Source organism: Paenibacillus radicibacter (assembly GCF_024721995.1).
GTDB classification, from domain to species: Bacteria; Bacillota; Bacilli; order Paenibacillales; family NBRC-103111; genus Paenibacillus_AM; species Paenibacillus_AM radicibacter.
In genome coordinates this window covers 96,289-120,759 of the sequence record NZ_JANQBC010000002.1, presented here as the reverse complement: position 1 = coordinate 120,759, position 24,471 = coordinate 96,289, and the positions used below count along the sequence as shown (strand labels likewise).

The following is a 24,471-nucleotide window of genomic DNA, read 5'->3' as shown; positions in this document are numbered from 1 at the left end:
TCTTTCTTCCCTAAAAATAAGGCAGAGTGCCGATTTTAAATGTCGGAAAAGAAGGAAATACTAATTACAATGAAGAATACATAAAAATTCATTCTATTCATTATTACACTTCGATAGAATGAACTTTATTATATGATAAGTTTTACAATCCCAACCTTAACTGGTTTTTACTTTTAGGAGGTTTATTAATGGAGAAAAGAGTGCAAATGGACTTAGGAGGCCGTCCCTTAATTCTAGAGACTGGTCGTCTTGCCAAGCAAGCAAATGGCGCTGTTGTTGCGCGCTATGGTGATACTGTCGTTTTGTGTACAGTAACAGCATCAAAAGAACCGAAAGATCTAGATTTCTTCCCACTTACAGTGAATTATGAGGAACGTTTATATTCCGTAGGTAAAATTCCGGGTGGTTTCATTAAGAGAGAAGGTAGACCAAGTGAGAAGGCAATCTTGGCGAGTCGTTTAACAGACCGTCCGATTCGTCCTTTATTCCCTGAAGGCTTCCGTAATGATGTACAAGTTGTTGCTGTAGTCATGAGTGTGGACCAAGAGTGTGCACCTGAAATCGCAGCAATGATCGGTGTATCCGCAGCACTAAGCATCTCCGATGTACCGTTTAACGGTCCAATTGGCGGTGTTATTGTGGGTCGTGTAGACGGCGAATTCGTCGTGAACCCAACAATCGAACAATCAGCGAAGAGTGATATCCACCTCGTTGTATCGGGTACGAAAGATGCAATTATGATGGTTGAAGCTGGCGCTGCTGAAGTTCCAGAAGAAGTGATGCTTGAAGCAATCATGTTCGGTCATGATGAAATTCGCAAAATCGTAGCGGTACAAGAGCAATTGGTCTTGGAAGCTGGTAAGCCGAAGATGGATGTGAAGCTGAAGACAGTTAACTCCGATGTGAATGCAGAAGTTCGCGCTTATGCAGAAGCACGTGTTGTTGATGCGATTAAGATCGTTGAGAAGCATGCTCGTCAAGAGGCAATTGATGCGATTGATGCAGAATCACTTGAGCATTTCACAGCTTTATATGAAGCAACACCTGAGCGTATGCGTGATGTGAAAGAAGTATTGCATGACATCGTAAAAGATGAAGTGCGTCGCTTAATCACGCATGATAAAGTACGTCCAGATGGCCGTAAATTGGACGAGATTCGTCCGATTGAATGTGACATCTCGGCACTACCGCGTACACACGGATCTGGTTTGTTCACTCGTGGTCAAACACAAGTATTGTCCGTATGTACACTAGGTGCGCTTGGTGACGTTCAAATTCTTGATGGTATTGATCTTACTGAAACGAAGCGTTTCATGCACCACTATAACTTCCCTCCGTTCTCCGTAGGTGAAGCTAGACCACTTCGTCCTCCAGGTCGTCGTGAAATCGGACACGGTGCACTAGGCGAGCGAGCACTTGAGTATGTGATCCCGTCTGAAACTGAGTTCCCTTATACAATCCGCCTTGTATCTGAAGTATTGGAATCCAATGGTTCCTCTTCTCAAGCAAGTATCTGTGCATCCACAATGGCGATGATGGACGCGGGTGTGCCAATTAAAGCACCAGTAGCAGGTATCGCAATGGGTCTAATTAAAGATGGAGATCACTTCTCTATTCTTACAGATATTCAAGGCTTAGAAGATCACCTAGGCGATATGGACTTTAAAGTTGCAGGTACTGCAGCTGGGGTAACAGCGCTTCAAATGGATATTAAGATTGACGGTATTAACCGTGATATCTTAAACCAAGCTTTGGAACAAGCAAAAGCAGGACGTATGTTCATTCTTGATAAAATGTTAGCTCGTATCGAGAAGCCTAAAGCAAGCTTGTCCCCATATGCACCGAAAATTACAGTTATGCAAATCAACCCAGACAAAATTCGTGATGTTATTGGTGCTGGTGGTAAAATCATCAACAAGATCATTGAAGAAACTGGCGTAAAAATTGATATCGAGCAAGACGGTCGCGTATTTATAGCTTCCTCGGATGAAGCGATGATTGAAAAAGCACGCGGCATTATCGAAGGAATCGTACGTGAAGTTGTTGTAGGTGAAGTTTACCTAGGTACAGTTAAGCGTGTAGAGAAGTTCGGCGCATTCGTTGAAATCTTGCCAGGCAAAGAAGGTCTTGTACACATTTCGCAGCTTTCCACAGAGCGTGTAGCGAAAGTGGAAGACGTTGTAGCAATTGGCGATTCCATTACAGTTAAAGTAACGGAAATCGATGGACAAGGTCGTGTGAATCTTTCTCGCAAGGCGACACTTACAGCTCCAGTTGAATCCAAAGAGTAATTGTCTTGAATATAAAAAGAGTCAGAGCGATCTGTCTCTTTTTTTGTTGTGGTCTAAACCTGTCCCATTACGCATATGCTCATTTCAACATCATTAATGGTTAGGGTGGGTTGAATGAACAGAAATAGGTGGATTGGTGTGTTTCTTTTTTTTGCAATAATGATGGTCCTCATTAATCAGCTGCAACCGGTTAGGACCTACATAAGTGAAGTGAAGCGAAGTCATGTTCAACTTGCTTTTCAGCGATTGTTTGAGCCAGTAAGCAGTGGGCAAGTGATCGAACCCTCGGAGAACCTTTCGATGGATGATTCACAATTGATGCAGCGTATTCAGGAAGAGGCAAAGAAACGTTACGTAGCGCCAACGAATGCGCGTGTAGATAGAGTGTGGAAACTTGTGCCCAGTTATAATGGCGTGGAAGTCGATGAAGTTCAGACCTACCGATTGGCGAAAAATAAAGGCACATTAGATGAATCGACTTTTGTTTATCGTGAATTATCGCCAAAGATCAATATGGATGACCTAGGTTCACATCCGATTTATCGAGGAAACCCGCAGAAGCCAATGGTATCGCTCATGATTAACGTGGCGTGGGGGAATGAATTTCTAAATAGTATGTTAAATACACTCAGGCAGGAGAACGTCAAAGCGACATTCTTCTTCGATGGAACTTGGCTTAACAAGAATCTTGATGTCGCTGCGCGTATTCGCGAAGAAGGTCATGAGTTATCCAATCATGCTTACACGCATAAGAATATGAGTACACTTAGCCGCGATCGTGCGACACAAGAAATTGTAAGAACACAAGAACTTTTAACGAGTAAGCTTGGGGTGACGAATCGCTTGTTTGCTCCACCTTCTGGTGACTTTGATCAAGAGACAGTCGATATTGCCATGAGTATGAAGATGCGAACTATTCTGTGGACACTTGATACGATTGATTGGAAAAATCCAGGTAGAGATGCGATTCTAAGCAAAATTTCTGCACGAATTGAAGCAGGAAGCTTGATTCTCATGCATCCGACAATATCTTCATCTCAAGCGTTGCCTGGTATGATTCGTATCATTAAGGAACGCGGTTTGGCAATTGGAACGGTGTCTGAACTCATTTCACCTAAACGTGTTCCTGATTTAACGAAAGTTAAATAAAGGGGATAGCGGAATGAACTGTTGTTGAGTCCACACTTTGTTTTTGGTAGAATTAGAGATTATGGTCTTTATTTTATAAGAATGAATTAGTTTATCAGTATCTAGGGGGTACACGATTGAATAAATATACGTTAAGTAATGGGCTTCGTGTAGTGATGGAGCCGATTCCTACATGTCGTTCGGTATCTTTCGGCATATGGATAAAGACAGGTTCGCGTAATGAGGGTTCGATAAATAACGGAATCTCGCATTTTATTGAGCACATGTTGTTTAAAGGAACTCCAAATTATTCGGCGAGAGAGATTGCAGAGATTTTTGATGGAATTGGCGGGAACGTCAATGCCTTTACTTCCAAAGAATATACGTGCTATTATGCCAAAATGTTAGATGAGCACTTGCCGCAAGCGGTTGAAGTGCTAGCTGATATGTTCTTCCGCTCCGAGTTCAATGAACAAGAAATGGAGAAAGAGAAGAACGTCATTTTTGAAGAAATCGCGATGTATGAAGATACACCGGATGATCTAGTCCATGATCTAATTGCACGTGCATCGTATGGTTCACATCCGCTGGGTGCAACGATTCTAGGAACTGAAGACAACTTAAAGACGATGACAGCAGAAGATCTTCGTTCTTACATGAAACAGCACTATAACATCGAAAATACCGTTCTTGCGATTGCAGGAAATATTGATGATAGTAGTAAGGAATTACTTGAAAAGCACTTCGGTTCATTCACGAACTCAGGAGAGTCTACGACGTATGAAGAGCCAGCATTCTTAAGTGATTTTATTTTCCATGAGAAAAAAACAGAGCAGAATCATATCTGTCTATCCATCCCGGGTCTATCGCTACATGATAACAACTTGTATCCGATGGCACTGCTCAATAATGTCATTGGCGGTGGAATGAGCTCTAGATTGTTCCAGGAAATTCGAGAGAAAAGAGGCCTTGCCTACTCCGTATATTCCTATCACTCTGCACATGCAGACAGCGGGAACTTTACAGTGTATGCAGGTACTGCACCTAAACAAACGAAAGAAGTACTTGATGTTACAATTGAGATGCTTCGTGAATTGATTGAAAAAGGAATGACACCTGCTGAGCTGAAGAAAGGCAAAGAGCAACTTAAAGGCTCGCTTATTCTTAGCTTAGAGAGCACAAGTTCAAGAATGAACCGTCTTGGTAAGAATGAATTGATGACGGGTAAACATTTAACATTAGATGAAATAATCGCTCGTATCGACAGCGTACAAATGGATCAAATTGAAAGCTTAACCAAGCAGCTATTTGCCACTCCATTTGCTGTTGCGATGGTTGGAGCAGACGATAATGCCCTACAAGGCTTCAGGAGGAATCAGCTTGTCTTATAACGTAGAAATCAAGAAAATGCCTGGAAACGAAGATGTTCCATTGCCACAGAAAATGTCTGAAGCAGCAAGCGGATATGACTTGCACGCAGCTGTTGAAGAGGCACTAGTATTGCAACCAGGTGAACGAGCACTTGTACCAACAGGTTTTGCTCTTGCGATGCCAAATGAACTAGAAGCACAGATTCGCCCTCGCAGCGGTTTAGCTTATAAGAATGGAATTACAACACTGAATTCACCTGGGACAATTGATGCTGATTACCGCGGTGAAGTAAAGGTGCTACTAATCAACCATGGACAAGAACCATTTACTGTTGCTCGTGGTGAGCGTATTGCTCAAATGGTGTTCCAAGTTGTTCCACAAATTGCTCTACAAGAAGTAAATGAACTCTCAGAGACGGTTCGTGGTGCAGGTGGTTTTGGCCATACCGGTAAATAATACACGAAATTTTAACGAAGACGATCTTTCAAGTAAGTAATCTTACTTGGGATCGTCTTTTTGTATCATGAACACTTTTATACACAGGCACCAATTTTAGGCATGGGCATACAATGAGATATTGAAACGACCGCGAAAGGGGCGTAAGCTCATGCTAACCGGAATAGAGGTAGCCTTTATTGGCGGCGATGCCAGGCAGCTTGAGGTAATTCAAAAATTAAGCGAACTTGATGCAACGATTACGCTAATTGGCTTTGATAATTTGCAACAAAACTATAACGGAATGACCAAAGTGGACATGAAGGAGGATGTGCTTGCAGGTAAAGATATTGTCATTCTGCCTGCGGTCGGCACAGATGATCAAGGTAAGGTGGAGTCCATTTTTTCGAAAAGTGAGATGATACTCGAAGAACAGCACATTGCGAAACTTCCATCACATGCGAAAGTATATACAGGAATGGCGAAGCCTTATTTAAAGAAACTGTGTAGTCAGTATGGTATTGACGTAATTGAACTGTTTGAACGTGATGATGTTGCCATTTACAATTCGATTCCAACAGCTGAAGGAGCCATTATGATGGCAATTCAGAACACGGATTTTACGATCCATGGTTCAGAGTCAATGGTTCTAGGATTTGGTAGAACTGGAATTACAATGGCGAGATCACTTCAAGGATTAGGTGCACATGTACTTGTAGGAGTAAGGCGTCCAGAGCATTATGCACGGGCAGCCGAGATGGGCTTTACACCCTTCTACATCAAGGATTTATATGAGCGAGTAGCCAATATTGACTTGCTTTTTAATACAATTCCGACTATGATAGTCACAGCACAAGTTATTACCAATATTCCGCATCGCGTCGTCATTATTGACCTCGCTTCTAGACCCGGTGGCACTGATTTTCGCTTTGCTGAAAAGCGAGGAATTAAGGCTATTCTGGCTCCAGGACTTCCCGGTATTGTCGCTCCTAAATCAGCTGGACGTATCATAGCGAATACGCTTTGTCAGCTCATTGAAGAAGACTTGATCAAAAGGGATGGTGCGCAATGAATTGGGCAGGAAAAACAGTCGGCTTTGCACTGACGGGGTCGCATTGTACTTTGGAAGAAATCATGCCGCAAATTCAACGTTTTGTTGATAGTGGAGCAAATGTCATACCAATCGTGTCGTACTCTATTATGACAACCGATACACGTTTTGGTAACGCAGTGGATTGGGTTGCACAAATTAAGACGATTACAGGCAATGAACTGATCTCTAGCATTCCTGAAGCAGAACCACTTGGTCCATCCAAGCTGCTTGATGTTATGGTTATTGCACCATGCACAGGGAATACAACGAGCAAACTTGCTAATGCGATGACAGAGAGTCCTGTACTGATGGCTGCTAAAGCGCAAATGCGTAATGGTCGTCCACTCGTTCTGGCTATCTCAACGAATGATGGTCTTGGACTTAATTCGACGAATATCGCAAAATTATTAATTACGAAAAACATTTACTTTGTTCCTTTTGGGCAAGATGCACCTCATGTCAAAGCCAATTCACTCGTAGCTCGAATGGATCTGGTTATGGAAACGTGTGAAGCAGCACTTGAAGGTAAACAACTACAGCCCATGCTAATCGAACGTTATAATTATTAAAGAGATATTCACTCATAAATCTATTTCATTCTTCTACAGCAATAGGAAGAGTGGAATAGATTTCATATTATCATTCCTACTTGATGGTTAGGGGAGAGAGATGCATGTCAAACAACAAATTATTCAATGTAGCAGTAGTTGGCGCAACAGGAGCAGTTGGTGGGCAAATCATTCGACTGCTAAGTGAACGTAAATTCCCCATTAATGAACTCAAATTGTTATCTTCTGCACGTTCTGCGGGTCAAGTGATTTCATTTGGCGGCCAGGATATCGTACTAGAAGAAGCAAAGCCTGAAAGTTTTGACGGTGTTGAAATAGCCCTTTTCTCAGCTGGTGGGGATGTTTCAAGAGAACTAATTCCTCATGCTATCGATCGTGGTGTGATTTGTATTGATAATACAAGTGCATTCCGTATGGATCCTGATACACCGCTTGTTGTACCTGAAGTAAATGTGGATAAAATTAACGAACATCGAGGAATTATTGCGAATCCGAACTGTTCTACGATTCAATTGGTCGCAGCGCTGAAGCCGCTTTACGACCGTTTTGGCATGTCACGAATTATCGTATCAACCTACCAAGCAGTCTCTGGTGCAGGTCAAAATGCGATTAATGAAATGCTTAAACAATCGAAGGACGTTATAGCAGGAGATGATGTGACACCGGCGATATTGCCAGTATCCTCTTTACCTGTGAAACATCAAATTGCTTTTAATGCGATCCCACAAATCGATAAATTCACGGATAATGGGTTCACATTTGAAGAGATGAAGATGATCAATGAAACGAAGAAAATTATGGATGATGAATCCTTAGAGGTAACAACGACTTGCGTTCGCATTCCTGTCGTTTATGGTCATTCGGAGTCGGTTTATGTTGAATTGAAAAGCGACTTTGAGCTTGATGAAGTACGTGAATTGTTAGCGAATGCACCAGGAATCGTATTACAAGATAATCCTGCGGAGCAACTGTATCCACTTGCAACGGAAGCTGCTGGTAAGCTGGAAACGTTCGTGGGTCGAGTACGACGTGATTTAAACAATCCTCGTGGCTTAAACATGTGGATTGTATCGGACAATTTACTTAAAGGTGCAGCGTGGAACGCTGTGCAAATCGCGGAATATATTGCATTAGAGCAAGAATAATTATTTATTAATCATAAATTATACAAAGTTTGGAGGGAGATCCATGCGCATTCTTGTGCAAAAATTTGGAGGCACTTCCCTTTCTACAGCCGATGCTAGACAACACGTATTAGAACATATCAAAGACGCATTAGCAGAAGAATACAAGCTTGTCGTGGTTGTATCGGCAATGGGAAGAAAGGGCGATCCCTATGCGACTGATACGCTTTTGGGTTTAGTTGCGCAAAGCGGTAACGCATTGCCAGCAAGAGAGAAAGATATGCTATTGTGTTGTGGTGAAATGATATCAGCGACGAATTTATGCTCCATTCTTCATGCTGAAGGCATCTCTTCTGTTGTACTAACAGGTGGGCAAGCGGGAGTTCAAACGAACAGTGTGTTTGGGAATGCACAGATTGAGTCAATTGATCCTACCACAATTCATCAATATCTAAAGCAAGATAAAGTTGTTATTGTTACAGGCTTCCAAGGCATGACAGAAACAGGTCAATTGACGACGCTTGGTCGAGGCGGAAGTGATACTTCTGCAACGGCAATCGGAGGGGCAATTGGTGCTGAAATTGTCGATATTTTTACAGATGTGAATGGAATCTTAACAGCAGATCCGCGTATTGTTGAGGATGCGAAGCCGCTAACTCGAGTGAGCTATACCGAAATTTGCAATATGGCTTACAACGGTGCCAAGGTTATTCATCCACGCGCAGTTGAGATGGCGATGCAAGCGAATGTACCGGTACGTGTACGTTCCACATTTTCCAAAGATGAGGGTACACTTGTTACTTCAATGGATATGTTGTCGATTAAAGATCCGAGCTGGGTTCCAGATCGCTTCGTAACAGGTATTGCTCATACAGCTGGTGTAACACAAATTCAAGTTTCCTCAACTGAGGGGCAATATGATTTACAACTGCAAGTGTTTAAGACGATGGCGCAGAATGATATTTCAGTTGATTTCATTAACGTGAATCCATCTGGAGTTGTATATACGGTATTTGATCATGAAGCGGAGCGGGCTACTGCTTTACTTCAGAATTTAGGATATTCGCCTAAATGTATGTCAGCATGTGCAAAAGTAGCTGTGATCGGTGGAGGTATCAATGGTGTGCCCGGTATTATGGCACATATTGTCGAAGCGCTCACGTTAGAAGATATTCAAATACTTCAATCTGCAGATTCGAATACAACGATTTGGGTGCTCGTTCGTCACGATGACATGGGTAAAGCCGTGCGTGCTTTGCATCGAAAGTTTGATTTGCATAAATAAAGGCAAGGCATTAAATATACTTGACTAACACAATTTTAGGAGGAGAATATTGTGGAATTCGGTCGATTAATTACAGCGATGGTAACCCCGTTTAACGATAATGGTCAAATTGATTGGGAACAAGTAGGTCCACTAATGGACTATTTAATCGAGGAACAAAAAAGTGATTCTCTCGTTATTTGTGGAACAACAGGTGAGTCACCTACTCTAACTGATGATGAGAAACTAAAGCAATGGGAAAAAACAGTTGAGCTTGCGAATGGTCGCTGCAAAATCATTGCAGGAACGGGTTCCAATTCAACTGCTCATACAATTCATTTATCTCAAGAAGCGCAAAAGCGTGGAGTAGATGCATTACTACTTGTAGCTCCATATTACAACCGTCCGTCACAAGAGGGTTTGTATCAGCATTTCAAAGCTGTCGCGGAGTCTGTGAATATTCCCGTTGTTTTGTACAACGTTCCAAGCCGCTCTGTAGTTAACATTGATGTAGACACGACGATCCGGTTGTCGCAAATTCCAAACATCGTAGCAACGAAAGACTGCGCTGGTGTTGAACAATTAACGAACATTGTAAGTGGGTCTGCGGAAGGATTCCGCGTATACACAGGAGATGATACAATGACATTACCTGCACTTAGCATAGGTTGTCATGGGGTTGTATCTGTTGCCTCACATGTAATCGGAAAACAAATGAAAGAGATGATCACAGCATACCTTGGCGGTAACATAATTGAAGCAGCTAAGTTGCATGGACAATGCCAGCCTGTATTTACTGGGATCTTCAAGTACCCAAGTCCAGGTCCTGTCAAACATTTATTGAACTTAAAAGGTATTCCTGTAGGTGGAGTTCGATTGCCACTTATCGCATTAAATGAGCAAGAAGGCGATTACATAGCGTCTTTGTTGTCATAGTAAGAACAGGAATGGTTTCGTATACATTGGCTTGAAGCACAATCGATGCCTATGGCATCGGTTTTGTTTTTTGGGGGAAAATATGAGTTAGTGACATTAACTTGTATTTGCTTCTTCCTTTCCTGTATAATGGTGGCAAGTGACTGGGTTCGGTTTCATCATATTAAGATCGTCGCAATAAATATAAGAGGAGGTATTATTTTGTCTAAGAAGAATAATGAGAAAGTTTCCATTTTCGCTCTGGGCGGCGTAGGCGAAATTGGTAAAAATATGTATGTTGTACAATACGCGAATGATATTGTTGTGGTGGATAGTGGATTGAAGTTCCCGGAAGAGGACATGCTCGGTATTGACGTGGTTATTCCTGATATTTCATACCTACTAGAACACAAAGATAAGGTTCGCGGTATCATCTTAACGCATGGACACGAGGATCATATTGGTGGTTTGCCTTATGTGTTGAAGCATCTTAACGTACCCGTGTACGGAACTAGGCTGACCCTTGGACTCGTTGAAATGAAGCTTAAAGAAGCAAATCTGCTTGGCGAAACAAAACGTGTTTTGATTGACGCAGATTCCGTACTTAATATGGGAACAATCACAGCATCGTTCTTCAGAACGAACCACAGTATCCCTGATTCCGTTGGGGTTGCTTTGGATACTCCAGAAGGCGTAGTTGTTCATACTGGTGACTTTAAATTTGATCAGACGCCAGTTAATGACCAATTTGCGGATATGCATCGTATGGCTGAGATCGGTAGCAAAGGCGTACTTTGTTTACTATCTGACTCTACAAATGCAGAAAGACCTGGATATACGGGTTCTGAGAAAAGTGTTGGGGTCGAAATTGAGGATGTTTTCCGTAAAGCGAAGCAGCGTGTAATTCTTGCTACATTCGCATCCAATATTCATCGTATTCAGCAAGTATTCAATGCTGCTGAAGCGACGAAGCGTAAAGTGACTGTCATTGGACGTTCCATGGTGAATGTCGTGTCAATCGCATCGGAATTGGGTTACTTACACATTCCAGACGGTATGTTAATCGAGCCAGAGGAAGTGAATCGTCTTGCAGGGGATCGCGTTGTAATCCTATCCACAGGATCACAAGGTGAGCCAATGTCAGCGTTAACTCGTATGGCGCGCAATACGCACCGTAAGATTGATATTTTGCCAGGAGATACAGTTATTATCTCAGCAACAACAATTCCGGGTAATGAGCGTTATGTTGGACGTACAGTAGATGAGTTGTTCCGTATCGGTGCAGACGTAATTTACGGTCCAGGTTCCAAGACAGGTCTACACGTTTCTGGACACGGTTCTCAAGAAGAGCTTAAATTAATGCTAAACTTGATTCGTCCGAAGTACTTCATTCCGATTCACGGTGAGTACCGGATGCTACGTGTGCATGGGAAACTTGCAGAGTCTGTTGGTATCCCGAAAGAAGACATCTTCATTGTAGATAACGGTGACACGGTAGAAATCCAAGGTGGAGTCGCTCGTAAAGTAGGTAAAGTACAAGCGGGTAACATCTTGATTGATGGTCTTGGTGTAGGCGATGTTGGTAACATTGTACTACGTGATCGTAAGCTTCTATCTCAAGACGGTATTCTTGTTGTGGTTGTAACTCTAAGTAAACAAGACGGCACGATCTTGTCTGGTCCAGATATCATTTCCCGCGGCTTCGTATATGTTCGTGAATCAGAGGGACTTTTGGATGAAGCAAATCGCATCGTAACGAATACATTGAACAAATTAATGAACGATAACGTAAATGAGTGGGCATCTCTCAAAACACATGTGAAAGATGCACTCGGACGATTCTTATATGAGCAAACCCGTAGAAGACCGATGATTCTTCCAATTATTATGGAAGTCTAGCTACGAAAGTCACTTGAACGAAACCCATAACTGAACCAAGAACAAGTTAGCTCCTGAGACGAAAAGTCTCGGGAGCTTTTTGTATAGATATGCATGAATCGAGTAGCTCCACCTCATACTATGGAAGATTTAAACATAGGGAGGGAATATGGTGGCAAAGAAAGAAACAGGTGGTGCACGAACAGCACCAATGAAGAATGAGCAGAAAAGTCCTGAGGATCAGAAAAAGATTGCAGTCGATGGAATTAATCAATTGGGTCAAGCCAATATCGGTTCCTTACCAGCAGAAAGCAATATTTATTGTTTGACCGTGATTGGTCAAGTGGAGGGCCATATGGTATTACCGCCACAGAATAAGACAACGAAGTATGAACACATTATTCCGCAGCTAGTCGCGATTGAACAGAATCCGAAGATTGAGGGCGTACTTATTATCCTAAATACAGTAGGCGGAGATGTGGAAGCAGGACTTGCAATTGCAGAGATGATTGCTACGTTATCGAAGCCCTCTGTCACGTTGGTATTAGGGGGCGGTCATTCCATCGGTGTTCCGATTGCAGTAAGTGCCAAGCATACCTATATTGCTGAGACGGCGACAATGACGATCCATCCAATTCGGATGAATGGACTCGTAATTGGTGTTCCGCAAACTTTTGATTACTTGGATAAAATGCAAGACCGTGTTACTCGATTCGTGACCAAGCATTCGAATATATCGGAAAGTACGTTTAAAGATCTCATGTTTAAAACAGGAGAGCTAACGAGGGATATTGGAACAACCGTTATTGGTGCAGATGCCGTGAAACATGGCTTGATTGATGCTGTCGGAGGCATAGGGGATGCCATAAGTAAACTGCAAGAACAAATCAAAGAATGGCGGAAACAAGGAAGAGAATAGGAGGGTGTTATGATTCATTATTCGGTAGTTCCTCAAGATCAGATCTGGGATGGATTTGAAGATTATGTACCAACGTATTATGTTACTCAAGTCAGTGGCATTCAGATGCAGGTAGAACCGGTTGAACTTGGAATGGGACGAATTATTCGGATATACAGTCCTGACCCTCAGATGTATCTAAATCCCGATTTTTCGCCAGGAGCACTCGTGTCACTTCGACAATAAATACGAAAACTCGTTCCCCTTACCCGTATTCTCATTATCCAAACTATGGTATAATTAATAAATGGAGGTGAGAAAATGGCCAGAAAAGGAAAAAAAAGGGGCAATAAGAAATTAACACGAGATTTGCTTTTTGAATTATATGGCATTCTAATTCTGACATTTTCTGTTATTTCGTTGGCAGATCAAGGACATGTTGGTCACACACTGAAATATTTATGCAGAGTTCTGATTGGTCAATGGGATTTTATCATACCGCTCATTTTTATTTACATCGCTTTGTATGCAATGATTCGGCGAACTTGGCCTAAATATCGAACATCACGTAAAGCCGGGATTGTACTCTTTATATTCGGTTTACTTGTGAGTTATCACATCCACCTATTTAGTCAGTTGTATCCAAATGGGGACTTCACAGCTTCTATGATTTGGACAAGCACTTGGAATGCTGTAATGGATGGATTGCAGCCAACGCTTACCGGCGAAGATATTTTGCGTCATGATATTGGCGGCGGTTTATTTGGAGCAGCGCTATATGCGTTATTCTACTTCCTGTTCGATAATGCAGGAGCCAAAGTGATTCAGATAGTGTTATACATTATCGGGGTCATACTTGCAACAGGTTGGTCTGTCGTCGATTTAGGTTCGAAGATGAGAGTTAGTTTTAAGGGTGTTGGAGGCACTTTTAGGCAAAAGTTTCAGTTATGGCTGCGTGAACGTAAGGTGAATGCTAAAGCGAAGAATAAATCAGCTGCGGCAACGAACACGAAGACTGCCCCCACTCCATACATACCGATTGATGATGAGTTTGATGAAGAGTTCTTAAAGCCGGTTGTCAAGAAGAAGAACAGCTGGCTGCAAGCGCTGCAACCTGATCGTTCGAGCACAACAAAGCGTACAGCGTTTAGTGATGAAGACGAAGAAGATGACGAATTCATGGCGGCTTATATGCCATCTAGTCCAGTTGTCGAAGAAAAGGTTATGTATCAGGCTCCAGCTGTAACCAAAACAGAAGAGCGAGTTCAAGCAAATGATGAGGCACAAGGTCCTCTGATTCATGACTTTACGGATCATGAAGATCACTTTGACATGGAAGAGACTGTGGTGAAGCGGGAAGTACAACCGTTGCAGCAAACACAAGTCTCAACTGATGGTGTAGATGGAGGAGCTCCGATTGTTCCAGTTCTCGCACCTTACGAAATGCCTTCCCTTAACATCTTAGCAAAACCGCAATCCACGAAAGGTTCAGATACGGATTTCATGGCTAATGCGAAGAAACTAGAGGCAACACTTGAAAGTTTCGGTGTTCGTGCGAAAGTGCTTCAAGTTGTTCGCGGACCAGCTGTGACACGTTATGAAATTCAGCCTGATGTTGGTGTGAAAGTTAGTCGGATCGTATCGCTCACAGACGATATTGCGCTAGCTTTAGCAGCTAAAGACATTCGGATGGAAGCACCGATTCCTGGAAAGTCGGCAATTGGAATTGAAGTGCCGAATACGGAGGTTTCCATTGTGACGATGAGAGAAGTGATGGAGACATCCGCATTTCAAGATGCTGCCTCTCGCTTGTCGATTACACTAGGACGGGATATTTCCGGTCAACCGATCGTCGGCAACTTAGCGAAGATGCCGCATTTGCTCGTTGCAGGTGCTACAGGTTCAGGGAAGTCAGTATGTATCAATGGGATTATTACAAGCATCTTATACAAGGCGAAGCCCAATGAAGTAAAGTTCATGATGATTGACCCTAAAATGGTCGAATTGAATGTATATAATGGTATTCCTCATTTGCTCGCACCGGTTGTTACCGATCCTAGACGAGCGTCGCTTGCTCTGAAGAAAATCGTATCCGAGATGGAAAAGAGATACGAGCAGTTTTCCAAAAGCGGAACGCGTAATATTGAAGGATACAATGCGATGCTTACAGAGAGCGGTACAGAAGCTCCGCTGCCCTATATCGTTGTAATCGTGGACGAGCTTGCCGACCTTATGATGGTTGCAGCTAACGATGTGGAAGATGCAATTTGTCGATTAGCGCAAATGGCTCGTGCAGCGGGAATTCACTTAATCATCGCGACACAACGACCGTCAGTTGATGTTATTACAGGGGTAATCAAAGCGAATATTCCTTCCCGTATCGCATTCGGTGTGTCCTCACAGGTGGACTCCAGAACGATTCTTGATATGGTTGGGGCTGAGAAGCTGCTTGGTCGAGGGGACATGTTGTATCTTCCAGTGGGCGCTTCTAAACCTGTTCGTGTGCAGGGGGCATTCCTATCTGATCAGGAAGTTGAATCCGTTGTGAGTTTCGTCAGTACGCAAGAAAAGGCGAACTATAGGGAAGAACTGGTTCCAGAGGTTGAAGAGACTTCAGATCAGATACATGATGTGGTAGATGAATTGTTTGAGCAAGCGGTTCAGATTGTGGTCGAAGCCAAACAAGCATCATCTTCCCTTTTGCAGCGTCGAATGCGTATCGGTTATACACGAGCAGCAAGGCTAATGGATTACATGGAAGCAAAAGGAATTGTAGGCCCTAGTGAAGGTAGCAAGCCGCGGGAAGTATTGATGTCATTGGAACAATTTAACCATAATCGAATCTCTTCATAGAAAAACACTCCCTCGGGAGTGTTTTTTTTGCATAAGACGAGTCAGCCTTTCTCATAATAAGCCATATCAGGTAGCAATCACGAATGAGAGGTTGATTAAGTCATGAACAAACGGATAATAATTGTTACCATTTGTATCGTTTTTGCTTTATTTGCAGGGGTACAAATGACATCATTGTTTAGTTCCAAAGAGACATTTTCTAAAGAAATTGTGAAGTATGGAACTAAGGGATCTGATGTTTACGAGTTGCAAGGAAGATTGAAGCATTTAGGGTTTTTCTATGGGAAAATCGATGGTGATTTTGGCAGTACTACATTGAATTCTGTGAAGTGGTTCCAAAGCGAGTTTGGATTGTCGGTTGACGGGATTGTAGGTGGTAAGACGAAGGTGAAACTTTGGGAAGCTACCAAAGCATGGAAGCCAAGCGGGGATACAAGCACGAAGGGGCAGTCAGCAAACAATGGTGGAGGATCGAAGAATGAAGAACCTAAAGGTGATGTGAAGAAAACAGGTCATCGTGGTTTTTCAGACGAAGATATTAAACTAATTGCAAATGCGGTATATGGGGAATCTCGTGGTGAGCCCTATGAAGGTCAAGTAGCGGTAGCAGCAGTTATTCTGAACCGTGTTGATTCACCAAGCTTTCCGAATACAGTTCATGGTGTGATATTCCAACCCCTTGCATTTACTGCAGTAGCAGATGGTCAGATCTGGCTTACACCCAATGATACAGCGAAGCGGGCTGTACTCGATGCTATTAACGGTATGGATCCATCAGACGGTTGCTTGTACTACTTCAATCCGAAAACAGCTACTTCGAAATGGATCTGGAGCCGACCTCAGTTCAAAACAATCGGACAACACATTTTCTGTCGCTAAAAATAAGGAATATCGGAGTAATTACAGCGAAGAAGTAACCTAATGGTTGCTTCTTCTGTTTCTGTATGAATATACTAAGGATAGATGTTTCTATAACGAGTTAAGAAGGGAGAATGAGTGTGAAACCTTTAACTTTTGAACGAAGTACTGTTGGGAAAATTCGAGTTCATGTGCTGCCAACAAATCGTTTTAAAACATTCGCAATATCTGTATATGTGGGGCGACCTTTAGATGAGGAAACGGTAACGCCGACTGCGCTCACTCCTTTTGTATTACGTAGAGGGACAGAAGAACTGCCTGAAACTCAAAAATTCCGTGAACGTCTAGATGATATGTATGGAGCGGGATTTGGCTTTGATATTTATAAGCGCGGGGATTATCAAATCGTTCAGTTCCGGATGGACATTATTAACGATCGATTTGTCTCGTCTAATGAATCGTTGTTGCAGCAAGGACTTAACTTTATCGGGAATGCGGTTACGAAGCCTGCAACGGAAAATGGGAATTTTCGAGATAAGTATGTAGAAGCTGAGAAATCTTCATTGCAAAAGCGTATTGAAGCTATCGTGAACGATAAGATACGCTATGCGGCTGAACGCTGCTTAGAGGAAATGTGCAAAGATGAGCCGTATCGACTGCATCCACTTGGCAGCATTAAGGACTTGGAATCCATTACACCAGACTCCTTGTTTACCTACTACAAAGAGTGGCTAAGACAAGCGCCTATCGATATTTATGTAGTAGGGAATACAACGTTGTCAGAAGTTGAGAATTATGTGAAGCAAGCTTTCCATATCGAAGCAGGCGAACCTGTATCGTATCAGATGCAAGTGCCAGCTAAACGTAAAGTTCAAGAGCGAACAGTCGTTGAAAAATTAGATGTGGGCCAAGGCAAGCTGAACATGGGGCTGCGCGTACATACGTCATATAGCGATGAGGATTATCCGGCACTTTTGATGTATAACGGTGTTCTTGGTGGATATCCACATTCCAAATTGTTTATTAACGTTCGTGAAAAAAATTCGCTTGCGTATTACGTTTCTTCTCGTGTAGATGGCCATAAAGGGATCTTGTCTATTCAATCCGGAATTGAAATCGATAAATACGATAAGGCAGTTGAGATTATTAAGAACCAGCTAGAAGTAATGAAGAGAGGCGAGATAACACCATCTGAAATTGAGCAGACGGCAGCGATGCTTTGTAATCATTTGCGCGAAGTACAGGATTCTGCGTTTGAGATGATTTCATTTGACTTCAATGCGGTATTATCAGGTAAAGAGCGTACAGTAGCTTCTTTGCTGGAATCAATTAAGCGAGTAAATGCGGATGCCATTCGCAATATTGCCACTAAAGTAGAGCTAGATACGATATATTTCCTTCGCGATCAAAAGGGGGATGCCTAACATGCGCAGCATTCCATATCCACACTTGGATGAGACGCTATATACGAAGCAGCTGGATAATGGGCTTCGTGTCTATATTTTGCCAAAAGCAGGTTTTCAAAAAACATATGCGACTTTCACTACGCAGTATGGGTCAGTCGATAATCACTTTGCAGTTGGCGAAGATACGCCAATTCAAGTACCTGATGGCATTGCTCATTTCCTTGAGCACAAAATGTTTGAGGAGCCAGAGGGCGACGTTTTTAATAAATTTGCATCACTAGGTGCATCAGCCAATGCTTTCACAAGCTTTGACCGTACATCGTACTTATTTACTGCAACGGACAATGTGCTGGACAATTTAGGAACCTTACTTGACTTTGTACAGTCACCGTACTGGACGGAGGAGAGCGTGGAGAAGGAGAAGGGAATCATCGGGCAAGAGATCAAGATGTATCAAGATAATCCGGATTGGCGTTCGTATTTCGGATTAATTGAGGCGATGTACAAAGTGCATCCGATTCATATTGATATTGCAGGAACGATTGAATCCATTTCTAAAATTACGAAAGACACATTGTTCAATTGTTACTATACGTTCTACCATCCTAGCAACATGGTCTTGTTTGTTGTTGGCGGTATTGATGTGAATGAAGTGATGGAGTTCGTTGAACAGAATCAAGCGAAGAAAACATTCAAACCGCAAGGCGAGATTAAACATTTCTTCGATCCAGAGCCAGATCAAGTTCATACTCCGAAAAAAGTAATTAAATTACCTGTTTCATTGCCAAAATGCCTAATCGGCTTTAAAGAAGTACCACTCAATCAAGAAGGTACGCCACTTCTAAAAAGGGAATTGACGACAAAGCTGCTGCTTGATGTGTTATTCTCAGGCTCATCGCCGATTTATCAGAGCTTGTATGATGAGAATTTGATCTCAGATAGCTTTGGACATGAATACAACATTACCGCGGACTATTCATTCTCTGTGTTTGGCGGGGAAACGCGAGATCCAGATTTGTTGATTTCCAAAATCAAGGATGCGGTGACTGCGGTGCAGAAACAAGGGATCAGTGAGCAATCTTTTGAAAGAAGCCGTAAGAAAAAAATTGGGTCATTCCTACGAATGATGAATTCACCTGAAGCGATTGCTGGTGAGTTTACAAAGTATTTATTTAATGGAATCGATATGTTTGAAATCTTAAGCGTCTACGAGAACATGAAGCTTGAAGACGTGATGAAGCGATTTAATGAGCATTTTGAGTGGGAGAGACTCGCAATTTCTATTGTTCGGAGTGATTAAGAATGACAGCATTAAATTATGATGGTAAGCCATTTACAGAGCAGACTGTTCTGATTACGGGAGCTTCTCGAGGGATAGGAGCTGCAATTGCGGAGCGCTTTGCTTCTGCACGGCTGAACGTCATTATTCATTATTTGCAATCTCATGAGGCAGCGAACGAAGTTGCCCGAGCTTGTATGAAACACGGGGTTAAAGTATTAACGGTATCCGCAGATTTACAAAGCAAAGAGCAAATTCTGCGAATGAAAGATAAGATTGAAAGCCATGGTATGATGCCAGATATTCTGGTGAACAATGCAGGTATTTCGCATTATGGCATGCTCGCAGATGTGACGGAAGAAGAGTGGGACCACGTCATTGATGTGAATATGAAAGCTCCATTCCTGTGTACACAAGCATTCATGCCTGCGATGATTGCACAAAAGTATGGCAGAATCATCAATGTATCATCGATCTGGGGCATATCGGGGGCATCCTGTGAAGTGGTGTATTCCACTGCCAAAGGCGGCATAAATGCATTTACAAAAGCTTTAGCGAAAGAATTAGCACCATCTGGGGTTACCGTAAACGCGGTAGCTCCTGGTGCAGTTCAGACGGACATGATGTCCACGTTCGATGAATCCGAGCAAGCAGCCATAGAAAGTGATATTCCGCTTGGCCGTTTTGCACTACCTGATGAGATTGCTTCACTCGTATATTTCCTATCATTACCTGAGTCAAGTTACATAACGGGACAAGTCATTTCGCCTAATGGTGGATGGCTGACGTAAAAGTTTCGAATCGGTTCTGAGTATGTTATAGTAGGGGTATTGTTCGGAATAGATCTTCAGTTGGATGTAAATATTAAGATGGTTCATATTGAATCCAAACTGGAGGTAGTCTACATGGCAGAAACCGTATTAACTGTGTTTGATAAATGGAAACAATTTCTTGGTGACAGAGTAGAACAAGCTGAACGAGTTGGGATGAGCGAAGAGATGATTTCTAAAGTCGCTTATCACATTGGTGATTTTCTCGCTGATAAAGTGGATCCACAGAATGCAGAAGAACGCGTACTTAAACAACTGTGGGATGCTGGGGATGATGATGAGAAGAAATCAATCGCTAAGCTAATGGTGAGAATGGTTGATAAAGGTTAATATAAGTTCTGGGCTCAAAGCCCCCTTCTTGGGGGCTTTGTATGTTTGTATGGAAAGGATCATGAAAATGCAAATGCGAAAATCGAGAATCGTTCTAATAGGTATGATTCTATTATGTATAAGTCTATTAACTGCGTGTGAAGGACGAGGGCTTCCATCCATTAGTCCGGAGCTCTTAGCGAGTAAAAAATCTGTTCTATTTGTTACAAGTCCGAATATTAATCCTGCTATTAAAACGTCTGTTGAAACAGCTCTTCCTAATTGGCGTGAAGCGCATCAAATTACATATGATTGGATGCAGGATATGCCTGATATTAATGAAGACGTGAAGAAGAAAATGAAGGAAAAGACGTATGATTATATTTATGTCATCGGGAATGATCTCGTACCATCAGCAGTTCAAGCATCAACGGAGCTGACTCAGAACAAGTGGACCTTGCTTCAAGATCAGGCAAATGCGGATAACAATGCGATTCAAGATCATCCGAATCTAGTTGTACAGTATGTAGATACTTCTGTATTACAAACACAAGTGGAGGCTTGGGTGGAAAGTAAGATTGCTGCGCGTACATCCATCGAATGGGTTACAACCGCATCGAAACCGATTCCATCTGCATGGGCGCCATCTGAAGAGGCAGATCATATTGTATTGCTTGATAACAATCCAGAGTGGCTTAAACAACTGAAATTCCAAATTTCCAGCCATCGTTCCGAATGGGTAGTACTTTATGCACCAGCTGATGCAAGTGTTATTCAGAAATTAAAAGCAATCGGTACACCTGTAATGAACGTGAATGCTTCTACAGCGAATCTGAATTGGGATGAAATTTTGAAAAATAGTGTGCAGACATTAAGTGATCAAGCATGGAAATCTGGTAAAAAGTCATATAATGCAAATGAATTGAAAGAACTGAAACTGAGTTAAATTCTTCCTCTATGAAAATAATGCAGTTCACGCAGGAATATTGTAGAATAATGGGTAGATGTGTTGAATTTAGGATATGACTGTCGAGAAATGGGTGATCATGTTGGATTTGAAGGGTATGAAACCAGTTAAAGAAGTAAAAGAATGGTATATGGAATACAAAATTCACAAGAATCGCCCTGGTTTGCTAGGTGATATTGCTTCGCTTATGGGGATGCTTGATATTAATATCGTCGCGATTAATGGCGTGGAAGACCGTACTCGTGGTATGATCTTGCAGACAAGCGATGAAGAAAAAATTGAACTTATGGGTAAAATGTTAAATAAGGTTGATAATATAACCATAAATGCCTTTCGTACACCAAAATTGGTAGATCGCTTGGCAGTTAGACATGGCCGATATATCGAACGTGACTCTGACGATCATAAGACATTTCGCTTTGTGCGTGATGAGCTCGGTCTACTTGTTGATTTCCTTGGTGAAATTTTCAAAAGAGACGGCAATCACGTTGTTGGTTTGCGCGGAATGCCACGTGTAGGGAAGACTGAATCCATTATCGCCGGCAGTGTGTGTTCCAATAAGCGTTGGACATTCGTATCCTCAACATTGCTTCGCCAAACTGTGCGCAGTCAAATGTCAGAAGATGAGATGTCACCTAATAACATCTTCATTATTGATGGAATTGTTTCCACAATTCGTTCCAATGAGAAACATCATGATTTATTGCAAACTATTATGGCGATGCCGTCGACGAAAGTCATTGAGCATCCTGACATTTTTATAAGAGAATCCAGCTATACGTATGATGATTTTGATTATTTTATTGAATTACGCAATACACCAGATGAAGAAATCAACTACGAAAATATCACGTATAGCGTAGATCCTTTCTAAAATGAGCCATATGTTAATTAAATAAGGAGGTGAGTTTGTGTCTGAATTAGGTCAACTGTTACGCGAAGCCAGATTACAACGTAAAATGTCTTTGGAAGAATTACAAGAAATTACGAAGATTCGTAAAGGTTACTTAGAGGCGATTGAGGAAGGTAATTACAAGTTATTACCGGGCAGTTTCTATGTAAAAGCATTTATTAAGAGTTATGCAGAGGCAGTAGGGATCGATCCGCAAGAGGCGCTTAATTTGTTTCGTTTAAGCTCTCCAGAGTCGGCTGCTGAGGAATCAAGTGAACCGACCATTCAACCGCGACGCCGTTCGGTGATGAGAAATACAGAGAAGTGGAGCCGACTGGCATCTACCGTGTTAGTTATTTCTTTTATCGTGCTTATACTTGCTATTATTTATTATTATAAAGTAAGCAGCGGTGGAGGCACGACTGATATTAATCAACAAAACAAAATTACGGATAAGGCAGATGCTTCAACGCCAACGCCAAGTCCAAATGCTTCGGCAACGCCTCAGCCAACACCTACGCCGACCCCGACTCCTCCTAAAGTAGAATTAATTCCAGCGGAGAAACAAGGGAAGTATGACACGTTCAATGTTAAGAATGTGGACAAAATTTCAGTTACGATCAAAGTCGCTGGAAATCCGGTTTGGATGCAAGTGAAATCTGCGGATGTAGAGGGCAAGACTAAGACGATCTTCAGCGACACATTGCAAACTGGACAGTCACAGACTTGGGATGTTGACAATGCAGCACTGATTACACTTGGTAACTCGAATGACGTGGAGATTTCTGTAAATGGAGTACCTGTTGAAATCAAAAAAGATAACCTTGTGAAGAACTTCCGCTTTAATTTACTTCCGAGCAGCTAATTGATTTATTGTTATTAGAAAGGGTGTATGGAGAATGAGTTCAGAGAGTTCATTTGATATTGTCTCCAAGGTTGATATGCAGGAGTTAACGAATGCTGTGAACCAAGCGACTCGTGAGATTGAGACACGATTCGATTTTAAGAACAGCAAGAGTTCGATTACGATTGAAAAAGAAGAGCTCGTCATTGTCTCTGATGATGACTTTAAATTACAGAATGTAATTGATATTTTGCACAGCAAAATGGCGAAGCGTGGAATTCCGCTTAAAAACTTAGACTACAGTAAAGTGGAGTCTGGTTCAGCTGCTACAGTACGTCAACGTGTGAAGCTAAAGCAAGGGATTGACCAAGATAACGCAAAGAAAATGAATATTCTTATTCGTGATTCCAAGCTTAAGGTAAAAAGCCAAATCCAAGGCGATCAACTTCGTGTAACTGGAAAAAGTAAGGATGATCTGCAACAAGTCATGGCTTTACTTCGCGGAGCGAATCTATCGCTAGATTTACAATTTACAAACTTCCGATAGTTATGAATAGTCGAAAAACCCCTTGATTCAAGGGGTTTTCACTTTTTTGACACTTCTATTTGGCATGTATTATACTGTTGTAAAGTAAAACTAGTCAGGGTGGTATTGACGTGAATTTAGCGAACAAAATTACGATCGCAAGAATTTTTCTTGTACCGATCATTATGTTTTTCTTATTAGTTCAAGTGACGTTCCCGGACATTCATATCGGTGAAGATTTCACGATTACGTACAATCAAATTATTGCAGCGCTTATATTTATCATTGCAGCGAGCACAGATTCGCTTGATGGCTATATTGCTCGCAAGAAGAAGATGGTGACGAACTTAGGTAAGTTGCTTGATCCGCTTGCTGACAAATTGCTAGTAACTGCTGTGCTTGTTTCGCTTGTGCAAATGGATAAAATCGATGCTTGGATTGTCATCATTATCATTTCACGCGAATTTGCAGTGAATGGTTTGCGCCAAATTGCGCTTCTTGAAGGCAGTGTTATTGCGGCGAGTAAGTGGGGCAAGCTGAAGACGATTATTCAAATTGCAGCGATTATCGCTGTATTGATTAACAATTTTCCGTTCACTTTTATCGGAATTCCAGTCGATATGATTTTGACATGGCTTGCTGCGGTTGTAACGGTTTACTCGGGTATTGATTATTTTGTAAAAAATAAACATGTTCTCGATTTTTCCAACGCTTAATGGATAATTGAAATGTGTGAAGTGG

Annotated in this window: 23 protein-coding genes; all 23 read left to right on the top strand. The window is 42.0% G+C overall.

The genetic code is table 11. From position 1 onward, the window contains the following. Nucleotides 1–188: 188 nt before the first annotated feature. The 23 genes from pnp to pgsA all read left to right on the top strand — a co-directional run bounded on the left by pnp (nucleotide 189) and on the right by pgsA (nucleotide 24,446). Entirely contained in the window at nucleotides 189–2,291 is a 2,103-nt protein-coding gene (gene pnp, locus NV379_RS05675; RefSeq protein WP_258206321.1) for a polyribonucleotide nucleotidyltransferase, read from the top strand. Between the two features lie 159 nt (nucleotides 2,292–2,450). Beyond that, nucleotides 2,451–3,440, top strand: a complete 990-nt coding sequence (locus NV379_RS05670; protein WP_258206320.1) for a polysaccharide deacetylase family protein — start codon at nucleotides 2,451–2,453, stop codon at nucleotides 3,438–3,440. 116 nt (nucleotides 3,441–3,556) lie between these two features. Beyond that, nucleotides 3,557–4,810, top strand: coding sequence for a M16 family metallopeptidase (locus tag NV379_RS05665; RefSeq protein ID WP_258206319.1), 1,254 nt, complete (start codon nucleotides 3,557–3,559; stop codon nucleotides 4,808–4,810). Beyond that, nucleotides 4,770–5,246, top strand: coding sequence for a dUTP diphosphatase (dut, locus tag NV379_RS05660; RefSeq protein WP_258206318.1), 477 nt, complete (start codon nucleotides 4,770–4,772; stop codon nucleotides 5,244–5,246). The genes NV379_RS05665 and dut overlap by 41 nt, the downstream gene beginning before the upstream one ends. A 151-nt stretch (nucleotides 5,247–5,397) precedes the next feature. Further along, nucleotides 5,398–6,297, top strand: a complete 900-nt coding sequence (dpsA, locus tag NV379_RS05655) for a dipicolinate synthase subunit DpsA (RefSeq protein ID WP_258206317.1) — start codon at nucleotides 5,398–5,400, stop codon at nucleotides 6,295–6,297. Then, complete coding sequence (locus tag NV379_RS05650) at nucleotides 6,294–6,887, top strand: dipicolinate synthase subunit B (RefSeq protein WP_258206316.1); 594 nt, start codon at nucleotides 6,294–6,296, stop codon at nucleotides 6,885–6,887. The genes dpsA and NV379_RS05650 overlap by 4 nt, the downstream gene beginning before the upstream one ends. 104 nt (nucleotides 6,888–6,991) lie before the next feature. Beyond that, complete coding sequence (locus NV379_RS05645; RefSeq protein WP_258206315.1) at nucleotides 6,992–8,032, top strand: aspartate-semialdehyde dehydrogenase; 1,041 nt, start codon at nucleotides 6,992–6,994, stop codon at nucleotides 8,030–8,032. A gap of 43 nt (nucleotides 8,033–8,075) precedes the next feature. Continuing rightward, complete coding sequence (dapG, locus tag NV379_RS05640) at nucleotides 8,076–9,296, top strand: aspartate kinase (RefSeq protein ID WP_258206314.1); 1,221 nt, start codon at nucleotides 8,076–8,078, stop codon at nucleotides 9,294–9,296. Between the two features lie 51 nt (nucleotides 9,297–9,347). After that, a complete protein-coding gene (gene dapA, locus NV379_RS05635; RefSeq protein WP_258206313.1) occupies nucleotides 9,348–10,211 on the top strand; it encodes a 4-hydroxy-tetrahydrodipicolinate synthase in 864 nt (287 codons plus the stop codon). 201 nt (nucleotides 10,212–10,412) lie between these two features. Next, nucleotides 10,413–12,089 (top strand): ribonuclease J, encoded by a 1,677-nt coding sequence (locus NV379_RS05630; RefSeq protein WP_258206312.1) that lies wholly within the window; start codon nucleotides 10,413–10,415, stop codon nucleotides 12,087–12,089. A gap of 190 nt (nucleotides 12,090–12,279) precedes the next feature. Then, nucleotides 12,280–12,987, top strand: a complete 708-nt coding sequence (locus NV379_RS05625; RefSeq protein ID WP_258206711.1) for a ClpP family protease — start codon at nucleotides 12,280–12,282, stop codon at nucleotides 12,985–12,987. 9 nt (nucleotides 12,988–12,996) lie between these two features. Further along, nucleotides 12,997–13,212: a YlzJ-like family protein gene (locus NV379_RS05620; RefSeq protein ID WP_258206311.1), complete on the top strand. Its 216-nt coding sequence runs from the start codon at nucleotides 12,997–12,999 to the stop codon at nucleotides 13,210–13,212. A 75-nt stretch (nucleotides 13,213–13,287) separates the two neighbouring features. After that, nucleotides 13,288–15,819, top strand: a complete 2,532-nt coding sequence (locus tag NV379_RS05615; RefSeq protein WP_258206310.1) for a DNA translocase FtsK — start codon at nucleotides 13,288–13,290, stop codon at nucleotides 15,817–15,819. A 102-nt stretch (nucleotides 15,820–15,921) separates the two neighbouring features. Further along, entirely contained in the window at nucleotides 15,922–16,698 is a 777-nt protein-coding gene (sleB, locus tag NV379_RS05610) for a spore cortex-lytic enzyme (RefSeq protein WP_258206309.1), read from the top strand. Between the two features lie 113 nt (nucleotides 16,699–16,811). Beyond that, nucleotides 16,812–18,101: an EF-P 5-aminopentanol modification-associated protein YfmF gene (gene yfmF / locus NV379_RS05605; protein WP_258206308.1), complete on the top strand. Its 1,290-nt coding sequence runs from the start codon at nucleotides 16,812–16,814 to the stop codon at nucleotides 18,099–18,101. A gap of 1 nt (nucleotide 18,102) precedes the next feature. Continuing rightward, a complete protein-coding gene (gene yfmH, locus NV379_RS05600; RefSeq protein ID WP_258206307.1) occupies nucleotides 18,103–19,383 on the top strand; it encodes an EF-P 5-aminopentanol modification-associated protein YfmH in 1,281 nt (426 codons plus the stop codon). A 2-nt stretch (nucleotides 19,384–19,385) separates the two neighbouring features. Further along, on the top strand, nucleotides 19,386–20,153 hold the full coding sequence (gene ymfI / locus NV379_RS05595) for an elongation factor P 5-aminopentanone reductase (protein ID WP_258206306.1): 768 nt from the start codon (nucleotides 19,386–19,388) through the stop codon (nucleotides 20,151–20,153). 114 nt (nucleotides 20,154–20,267) lie between these two features. Further along, nucleotides 20,268–20,522 carry a DUF3243 domain-containing protein gene (locus NV379_RS05590; RefSeq protein ID WP_258206305.1) on the top strand — a complete coding sequence of 85 codons (255 nt, stop codon included), beginning with the start codon at nucleotides 20,268–20,270 and terminating at the stop codon, nucleotides 20,520–20,522. Between the two features lie 73 nt (nucleotides 20,523–20,595). Further along, nucleotides 20,596–21,447 (top strand): hypothetical protein, encoded by an 852-nt coding sequence (locus tag NV379_RS05585; protein WP_258206304.1) that lies wholly within the window; start codon nucleotides 20,596–20,598, stop codon nucleotides 21,445–21,447. Nucleotides 21,448–21,565: 118 nt separating this feature from the next. After that, nucleotides 21,566–22,342, top strand: a complete 777-nt coding sequence (locus NV379_RS05580) for a DUF3388 domain-containing protein (protein WP_258206303.1) — start codon at nucleotides 21,566–21,568, stop codon at nucleotides 22,340–22,342. Between the two features lie 37 nt (nucleotides 22,343–22,379). Continuing rightward, nucleotides 22,380–23,225 carry a helix-turn-helix domain-containing protein gene (locus NV379_RS05575; RefSeq protein WP_258206302.1) on the top strand — a complete coding sequence of 282 codons (846 nt, stop codon included), beginning with the start codon at nucleotides 22,380–22,382 and terminating at the stop codon, nucleotides 23,223–23,225. 34 nt (nucleotides 23,226–23,259) lie between these two features. Then, nucleotides 23,260–23,751: a YajQ family cyclic di-GMP-binding protein gene (locus NV379_RS05570; protein ID WP_258206301.1), complete on the top strand. Its 492-nt coding sequence runs from the start codon at nucleotides 23,260–23,262 to the stop codon at nucleotides 23,749–23,751. A 110-nt stretch (nucleotides 23,752–23,861) separates the two neighbouring features. Further along, nucleotides 23,862–24,446 (top strand): CDP-diacylglycerol--glycerol-3-phosphate 3-phosphatidyltransferase, encoded by a 585-nt coding sequence (gene pgsA, locus NV379_RS05565; protein ID WP_258206300.1) that lies wholly within the window; start codon nucleotides 23,862–23,864, stop codon nucleotides 24,444–24,446. Nucleotides 24,447–24,471: the final 25 nt, after the last annotated feature.

Coding starts and splice junctions, on each gene's coding strand:
- pnp (WP_258206321.1), top strand. CDS start 189: ATGGAGAAAAGAGTGCAAATGGACTTAGGAGGCCGTCCCTTAATTCTA.
- NV379_RS05620 (WP_258206311.1), top strand. CDS start 12,997: ATGATTCATTATTCGGTAGTTCCTCAAGATCAGATCTGGGATGGATTT.
- NV379_RS05570 (WP_258206301.1), top strand. CDS start 23,260: ATGAGTTCAGAGAGTTCATTTGATATTGTCTCCAAGGTTGATATGCAG.
- dpsA (WP_258206317.1), top strand. CDS start 5,398: ATGCTAACCGGAATAGAGGTAGCCTTTATTGGCGGCGATGCCAGGCAG.
- NV379_RS05580 (WP_258206303.1), top strand. CDS start 21,566: ATGAAACCAGTTAAAGAAGTAAAAGAATGGTATATGGAATACAAAATT.
- NV379_RS05585 (WP_258206304.1), top strand. CDS start 20,596: ATGCGAAAATCGAGAATCGTTCTAATAGGTATGATTCTATTATGTATA.
- ymfI (WP_258206306.1), top strand. CDS start 19,386: ATGACAGCATTAAATTATGATGGTAAGCCATTTACAGAGCAGACTGTT.
- NV379_RS05645 (WP_258206315.1), top strand. CDS start 6,992: ATGTCAAACAACAAATTATTCAATGTAGCAGTAGTTGGCGCAACAGGA.
- dapG (WP_258206314.1), top strand. CDS start 8,076: ATGCGCATTCTTGTGCAAAAATTTGGAGGCACTTCCCTTTCTACAGCC.
- NV379_RS05590 (WP_258206305.1), top strand. CDS start 20,268: ATGGCAGAAACCGTATTAACTGTGTTTGATAAATGGAAACAATTTCTT.
- NV379_RS05670 (WP_258206320.1), top strand. CDS start 2,451: ATGATGGTCCTCATTAATCAGCTGCAACCGGTTAGGACCTACATAAGT.
- NV379_RS05625 (WP_258206711.1), top strand. CDS start 12,280: ATGAAGAATGAGCAGAAAAGTCCTGAGGATCAGAAAAAGATTGCAGTC.
- sleB (WP_258206309.1), top strand. CDS start 15,922: ATGAACAAACGGATAATAATTGTTACCATTTGTATCGTTTTTGCTTTA.
- dut (WP_258206318.1), top strand. CDS start 4,770: ATGCCCTACAAGGCTTCAGGAGGAATCAGCTTGTCTTATAACGTAGAA.
- yfmF (WP_258206308.1), top strand. CDS start 16,812: ATGAGTGTGAAACCTTTAACTTTTGAACGAAGTACTGTTGGGAAAATT.
- NV379_RS05650 (WP_258206316.1), top strand. CDS start 6,294: ATGAATTGGGCAGGAAAAACAGTCGGCTTTGCACTGACGGGGTCGCAT.
- NV379_RS05615 (WP_258206310.1), top strand. CDS start 13,288: ATGGCCAGAAAAGGAAAAAAAAGGGGCAATAAGAAATTAACACGAGAT.
- yfmH (WP_258206307.1), top strand. CDS start 18,103: ATGCGCAGCATTCCATATCCACACTTGGATGAGACGCTATATACGAAG.